Source organism: Arcicella sp., from assembly GCF_964672035.1.
Genome location: NZ_CBABQS010000133.1, coordinates 1 through 6,190 on the forward strand (window position 1 = coordinate 1; position 6,190 = coordinate 6,190).

7 protein-coding genes are annotated in these 6,190 nt (G+C 37.5%); 2 read left to right on the top strand and 5 right to left on the bottom strand.

All coding sequences use genetic code 11. The features are described from left to right. A partial coding sequence (gene aspS / locus AC1W31_RS20010; RefSeq protein ID WP_481736270.1) for an aspartate--tRNA ligase occupies nucleotides 1-1,019 on the bottom strand: 1,019 nt, incomplete at its 3' end. A 587-nt stretch (nucleotides 1,020-1,606) separates the two neighbouring features. Here aspS and AC1W31_RS20015 point away from each other — a divergent pair. Beyond that, the gene (locus AC1W31_RS20015; RefSeq protein WP_481736271.1) at nucleotides 1,607-2,185 is read left to right on the top strand and encodes a DUF2911 domain-containing protein; all 579 of its coding nucleotides are present in this window, start codon (nucleotides 1,607-1,609) and stop codon (nucleotides 2,183-2,185) included. Between the two features lie 144 nt (nucleotides 2,186-2,329). Then, a complete protein-coding gene (locus tag AC1W31_RS20020) occupies nucleotides 2,330-2,458 on the top strand; it encodes a hypothetical protein (protein ID WP_481736272.1) in 129 nt (42 codons plus the stop codon). A 287-nt stretch (nucleotides 2,459-2,745) separates the two neighbouring features. On the opposite strand, the gene AC1W31_RS20025 is transcribed toward AC1W31_RS20020, so the two are convergent. From AC1W31_RS20025 to AC1W31_RS20040, 4 genes are all read right to left on the bottom strand, one after another. Continuing rightward, nucleotides 2,746-3,021, bottom strand: coding sequence for a helix-turn-helix domain-containing protein (locus tag AC1W31_RS20025; RefSeq protein ID WP_481736273.1), 276 nt, complete (start codon nucleotides 3,019-3,021; stop codon nucleotides 2,746-2,748). A 58-nt stretch (nucleotides 3,022-3,079) separates the two neighbouring features. Further along, entirely contained in the window at nucleotides 3,080-3,784 is a 705-nt protein-coding gene (locus AC1W31_RS20030) for a pseudouridine synthase (RefSeq protein ID WP_481736274.1), read from the bottom strand. Nucleotides 3,785-3,918: 134 nt separating this feature from the next. Further along, nucleotides 3,919-5,859, bottom strand: coding sequence for an oligogalacturonate lyase family protein (locus AC1W31_RS20035; protein WP_481736275.1), 1,941 nt, complete (start codon nucleotides 5,857-5,859; stop codon nucleotides 3,919-3,921). A 12-nt stretch (nucleotides 5,860-5,871) separates the two neighbouring features. Further along, nucleotides 5,872-6,190: glycoside hydrolase family 88 protein (locus AC1W31_RS20040; protein ID WP_481736276.1), on the bottom strand; the 319-nt coding region annotated here is incomplete at its 5' end.

The following is a 6,190-nucleotide window of genomic DNA, read 5'->3' on the forward strand; positions in this document are numbered from 1 at the left end:
GTCAATTCGTCCATTTGCTTGCGAGTGTATTCTGCACAACCTTTGGCACAAATTCCAACAACGGTATTGGCTGAATCAAAAACGACAAAATCTTTACCCGAAACTAAATCTACCTCTTCACTTTTTAGTTCAACAAACTTCATATCAAAACGAATATCTGGTTTGTCTGAACCATAAAATTTCATGGCGTGGTCGTAGGTCATGCGAGATACTTCACCTAAATCTAAGCCTTTTACTTCGGTGAAAAGATGGCGAATCAAGCCCTCGAACATATTAAGAATATCTTCTTGTTCGATGAATGACATTTCGCAGTCAATTTGCGTAAATTCAGGCTGACGGTCGGCACGTAAATCTTCGTCACGGAAACATTTTACGATTTGGTAATAACGGTCAAAACCCGAGACCATCAATAATTGTTTGAAGGTTTGAGGCGACTGTGGCAAGGCGTAAAACTCCCCTGGATTCATCCGTGAAGGAACGACAAAATCTCTTGCTCCTTCGGGCGTTGATTTAATCAAAACGGGCGTTTCAACTTCAATAAACTCTTGATTATCGAGGTATTGGCGAGTTGCTTTTGCTACACTATGACGCAATATTAAATTCTGACGAACAGGATTTCTACGTAAATCAAGATAACGATATTTCATTCTGATGTCATCGCCACCGTCGGTTTCGTCCTCAATTAAAAAAGGAGGAAGTTTGGCAGGATTTAATACAGAAAGGTCAGTAATTTTTATTTCAATATCACCCGTAGGCATTTTATCATTTTTCGACAAACGCTCAACGACTAAACCCGTGGCAGAGATAACAAATTCACGTCCGAAAGTACGAGATAAATCTAAGATTTCTTTGGGTGTTTTGCCTTCTTCGAGCATCAATTGCGTAACGCCGTAGCGGTCACGGAGGTCAATCCAAATCATGCCCCCTTTGTCACGAGAGCGTTGTACCCAACCGCAAAGGGTTACGGTTTGGTTTACATGAGCAAGGCGAAGTTCGCCATTATTGTGAGTTCTTAACATCAGTTGTTTTGGGCAGTTATTACTTATCAGTCGTAAAACGTCTAACTCAGAATTTCATAAATCCTGCCAAATTGTAATGATTAATAAAATTTTCACAAAAATACGGAATAAAGATGCTTTGCCCAATAGCATTGATTTAATTTAGGGAAATGAATAGATTTGTGGAAAAAATCTATGAGTTTTGTTATTGCAAACGCAGTAAAATTTTATTGGTTTTGTCATTGCGAACGAAGTGAATCGGAGTTTCGTTAAACCAATCTGTTTGCTTACGAGAAAATAACTTTAAACTCTTTCGACGAACAGTATTCAAACATATTTTATTAACCTTAGAGATTCTCGCAATGACAAAGCTCTGAGTTTTGTTATTGCAAACGCAGTGAAGCAATCTGTTAGCTTATGTTTGAAAACTTTAAGTTTTTTCAACTCATAGTATTCAAACATACTTTCATTAATCCAACAGATTGCTTCGTACCTCGCAATGACAGTTTTTATACGTTTTATAAAAAATTATGATTGCCTTAATCTATTCTCAATGACAGTTTTTATATTTTTACTTAATTTCCAACTCAACAATTAACAATAAACTAATGAAAAACACATTAATCTTAACTGGCATTTTAATGCTAACTATTTTGGGTGCAAATGCTCAAAAATTGAGAGGACTTGATAAAAGTCCGATGGATATGGCTTATTATCCTGATAATTTTGCCCATGACCGCAAATTTTCTCCTAAACCCGAATGGAATGATAAAGCTTTGGCTCGGATAACGTACAGTCGCCCAAATAAGAAGGATAGAGAAGTTTTTGGAAAATTGATTCCTTATGGTAAAATGTGGCGGGTAGGAGCCAATGAAGCTACAGAAATAAAATTTTTTAATGATGTAACGATTCAAGGGAAAAAGGTAAAAGCAGGAACCTATTCTTTGTACGCTATCCCTACTGAAACTGAATGGACAATTATTTTGAATACCGATTTGGACCAATGGGGCGAGTACAGTTATAAAGAATCAATGGATGTAGTAAGATTTAAGGCTCCAGTTAAAAATTTGGATGAAGTGGTGGAAAATCTTACCATACAATTCAAGCAAGCGAATGATAAATTGAATGAGGCAATTATGATGGTGGCTTGGGATAAAACGATGGTTGAATTGCCTATTTCGTTTTAAATTCTATCATTCGATAAATACTATTTTCAAAAAGAACAGCGTATCGAAAAGTGATTTCGGTACACTGTTCTTATATGATTCATTTAAACGCCAAATTGGGTTAAATGATGGTCTATGTGCTTGTAAAATCAACTCATTTCCCGAATGAAAGTGATTCTTTCCCAAGCCGTTGAAGTATTAAGCTGTCGCTATCCTTTGTTGGGTATGGGTTTAATGGAGAAAAGTATATTTGAACTCGACTTGATTATTGTTGAAATAAAACGGATTCGTTAGCGTATTTCTGGGACAGGTAAGTATTGCGTTTAAAATGGGTCGTCGTCAATTTTGGTGAAAAGCTATTCATACCCAACTTCAAGAATACTTTTATAATTTAAAATGTAGCTCAATAGAAAGAATTGGAATGTATTAGTATTCTGATTTGAACTATCTTTTTTATTCACCAAAATTGACGATGAACCGTTTGCTCCGCCAGATGTGGTTCAAATTTGTCCTCATTTCTCAGTTGACCCAAGATTTAAGTAAAGCGTAATAAAAAAATCCACAAGTATTTGTGGATTTTTTTATGAGATACCAACTGGTATTTTCTTTTTCAAAATTTCAATTTGCAACTCATGCACTTTAATTAAAACCGAATTAATCTCTCCGTATTTTAAATCTTCCAGCGTCAAATGATACAATTCAGCGATTTGTTCAAAACGTTCATCGGAAGGCATTCTTTTCCCATTTTCTTTTTGCCAATAAGCTGGCTGTGAAATACCCATACGTTCAGCCACGTATTCTTGGCTGTAACCGAATATTTCTCGTATTCTTCTCAATTTAGTGGATACGGTTTCCATTTTACTAAAGGATGTTATTTTAGCAATAAATATACTGATAATTATTGGGTTAAATGCATTAAAAATTGGAAGAATCCATTCCTATCTTTTCTAATATTGTGGAAAATTCCTCGTGAAGTGGAGCAATTATCGTAACATTTTCTTGCGTAAAAGGGTGTTCAAAACTCAATTCTCGGGCGTGAAGTAGCATGGTATTTAAATCAAAATTTTCCTCAAACATCTTATTATGTTTACAATCTCCGTACGCTTTATCGCCAATTAAATAATGTCGTAATTGCGCAAAATGCCTTCTGATTTGGTGCATTCGGCCCGTTTCAGGAATAACTTCCGCCAAAGAATACCTTGATTTTGGGTAACGACTCACTTCAATATCCAATTCAATTTGTTGCAAACAACGATAATGCGTAATGGAATCTTTCATCACCCCTTTCTCGTTTTCTAAGGGTCGGTCGGCGGTACCTTCGGCTGGCAAATATCCTCTGACCAAGGCCAAGTATTTTTTATCACATTGACGATTTTCGAACTTCATTTGCATGGCTCTGTCGGCTTCTTTCGATAAAGAAAACAGCAAAACGCCGCCCGTTTTTCTATCAATTCGATGGCAAGGATTTACCCAACAATTGAGTTGGTCACGGAGTAATTGTAACGCAAAAACGCTTTCATCCGCCGCAATGGGCGAACGATGCACCAGTAAATTGTGGGGCTTATTGATGGCAACGAGATGTACGTCACGATAAAGAATTTGGAGGGGAGTATTGAGCATTTTGTACAAAGATACGGTATGGTTGTACAAAAGTTGTTAGTTGAATTAGTTTGTTCTGGAATGTACAAAAGTCAAGTTTTAACGCTGGCTGGCTCAAAACCCAGCCAGCGTTAGTTGTGCGAATTAGACAGAACTTACTTCTTGGCAATTTCAACGGCATATACTTGTTCTCTGCCTTCAAAATTAGCTCTGAAAATTATCCACTTGCCATCGGGTGAAAAATGCACATTTGGCTCAAATTTGTACCCGTGATGCTTCATATTCACCAATTTCTCTGATTTTAACACATCACCTTCGGGACTAAAAAGATAAATCCATTGTCCATCTTTGGCTTTAGCAACTTGTCCAGGATCGCCCCCATCGCCCGCAAAAAGCGTTTGGTGTGGTGAAATATTGAAGTGAATCGACCACTCATCACGTTGCATTTGAAAGCGTTTTTCTATGCCCGTTTCAATATTTGTTCCTGCCAAATAAAAGGTTTGCCCCTTCGGAATTTGTAAATCAAACCAAATCGTTTTGCCGTCCCAACTCGGAAATTCATGTCCCGCAATTTCCATTTCCACACTTCTTTTGTGCATCAATTTTACTTGCTGATTTTGAATGTCAATTGTCCACATTCTATCCACTTTATGCCAAGGCCCTTCGTGACAAAACATCAACATATTTGGATTTTGAGGAACAAACTGAATGTGTCCCAACCAAGTGTTTTCTTTGTGAATTTTCTTCAATTCACCCGTTTCAATATTTACCGTAAAAAGCGTATTGGGAATTTTAGCATCAAAAATTCTATCAAAAAAGTCTTTTTTCTCGGGAAAATTCTTCAAAATTTCTCTCTCCGTATCTCCTTCTTTTTGACCACCCGCCAAGATTTTTTCATCGGCATTTATCGTGGCAATCGAACCCTTGAAATCAGCAGGAAAAACATACACCAAACGAGTTTTTTGTGTAACAATTGACGTGGCAAAAACGCTGTCTTTTCGTTGAAAAAATAACTCGCCCCGTTTGGGAGCAAATATTTCACCACCAATTTTACTACGGTTAGTCAGTGGTTTATTTTCTAAGGTTTTCAGATTGACCGAGTACAACATTTTCCCTTCGGGCGTGCTATTGTAAAAAGCCATTAAGTCACCGTCTTTTTCGGCCAAAAATGGATTATTGTGAAAGTAAAAACTTGCATTATTGCCTTCTACGCTCGATAAACGCACCAATTTATGACCAGTATCTTTATCAATCCACGAATTTGGCATTGGAAAGACAGAACCCGTTTCAATCACTAGAACTTCTTTTTTACGTTTTTCAATTTGCTTTTCGGTCAATACAAATTGGTTGATTTTGCAATCTTTCAAAGTTTTTACGCCTTCTACTACCGTTGTAGCATTGAGTTTTGCTCCTGCATAATTGGTGTGCGTATGGTCAATCGGGAAGAAATCTGCTTTCAGTTTTGCTTCGCTTGATAATTCATATTTTACCGAAACCAATTCATTCAAATCCACAAAAAATGCCCCGGTCGTTTGAGCCGATTCTGCCCCCCATTTGGTATAGCCATCCCTCGGGATTTTACCGTTTTTCCAAACATTTCGAGGCACGGGTGAAAACACAATTGCCGTAGCACCTTTTTCGTTGGTTTCGCTGATGTATTTTCGCATATACCAACCGTAAGAATGCACGATTTCATGCTTTTTGGTGAGCATATTATCAATTTCTTGGGTTTCTTCGCCCGTTCCTTTGATGGTGCCTCTGGCTCTGGTGGTATCGTTGATGGCTCCGCCGTCATTATGTCCAAATTGCATCATGACAAAATCTCCTTTTTTGAGATTTTTCAAGATTTTTTCCCAGCGTCCTTCCGTCAAAAAAGTACGACTACTTCTGCCACCAATGGCATGATTTTCGATATGTATTTTAGTTGTATCAAAATGTTCGTGTATAAGTGTTCCCCATCCAAATTGTCCGTCAGCGCCTTTCCCAGAGCCATTTTTCACGGTTGAATCACCGATAATATAGAGCGTTGGTTTGGATTTTTGTTTGGCACTAATTAAGCATATACAGCTTAAAATAAGAAAAATATATTTTTTCATGGTTTTGATATTTTACTTCATTTTATAAACCTCCGCACCCGCTAAAAGGAAACAGCCAACGCCAAAATCATCGAAGTTGGGTACTTTTTCAAACGATAAAGGTTGTCCGTCTTTTGGTTCTTTACCCGTTCCTTGCACATAACCCAAAAATCCGTTGGGATGTACGCAATCTTTCAGCATAGCGTTTATGGCTTTGGCAACCATGGGTTTGTACATTTTTTTGCTAATTAAACCATGATTAATTCCCCAAGCCATGCCGTAAGTGAACAAGGCCGTTCCCGTTAATTCCTTTCCACCAAAATCCGTTTCATCCCTCAAACTCACATTCCAA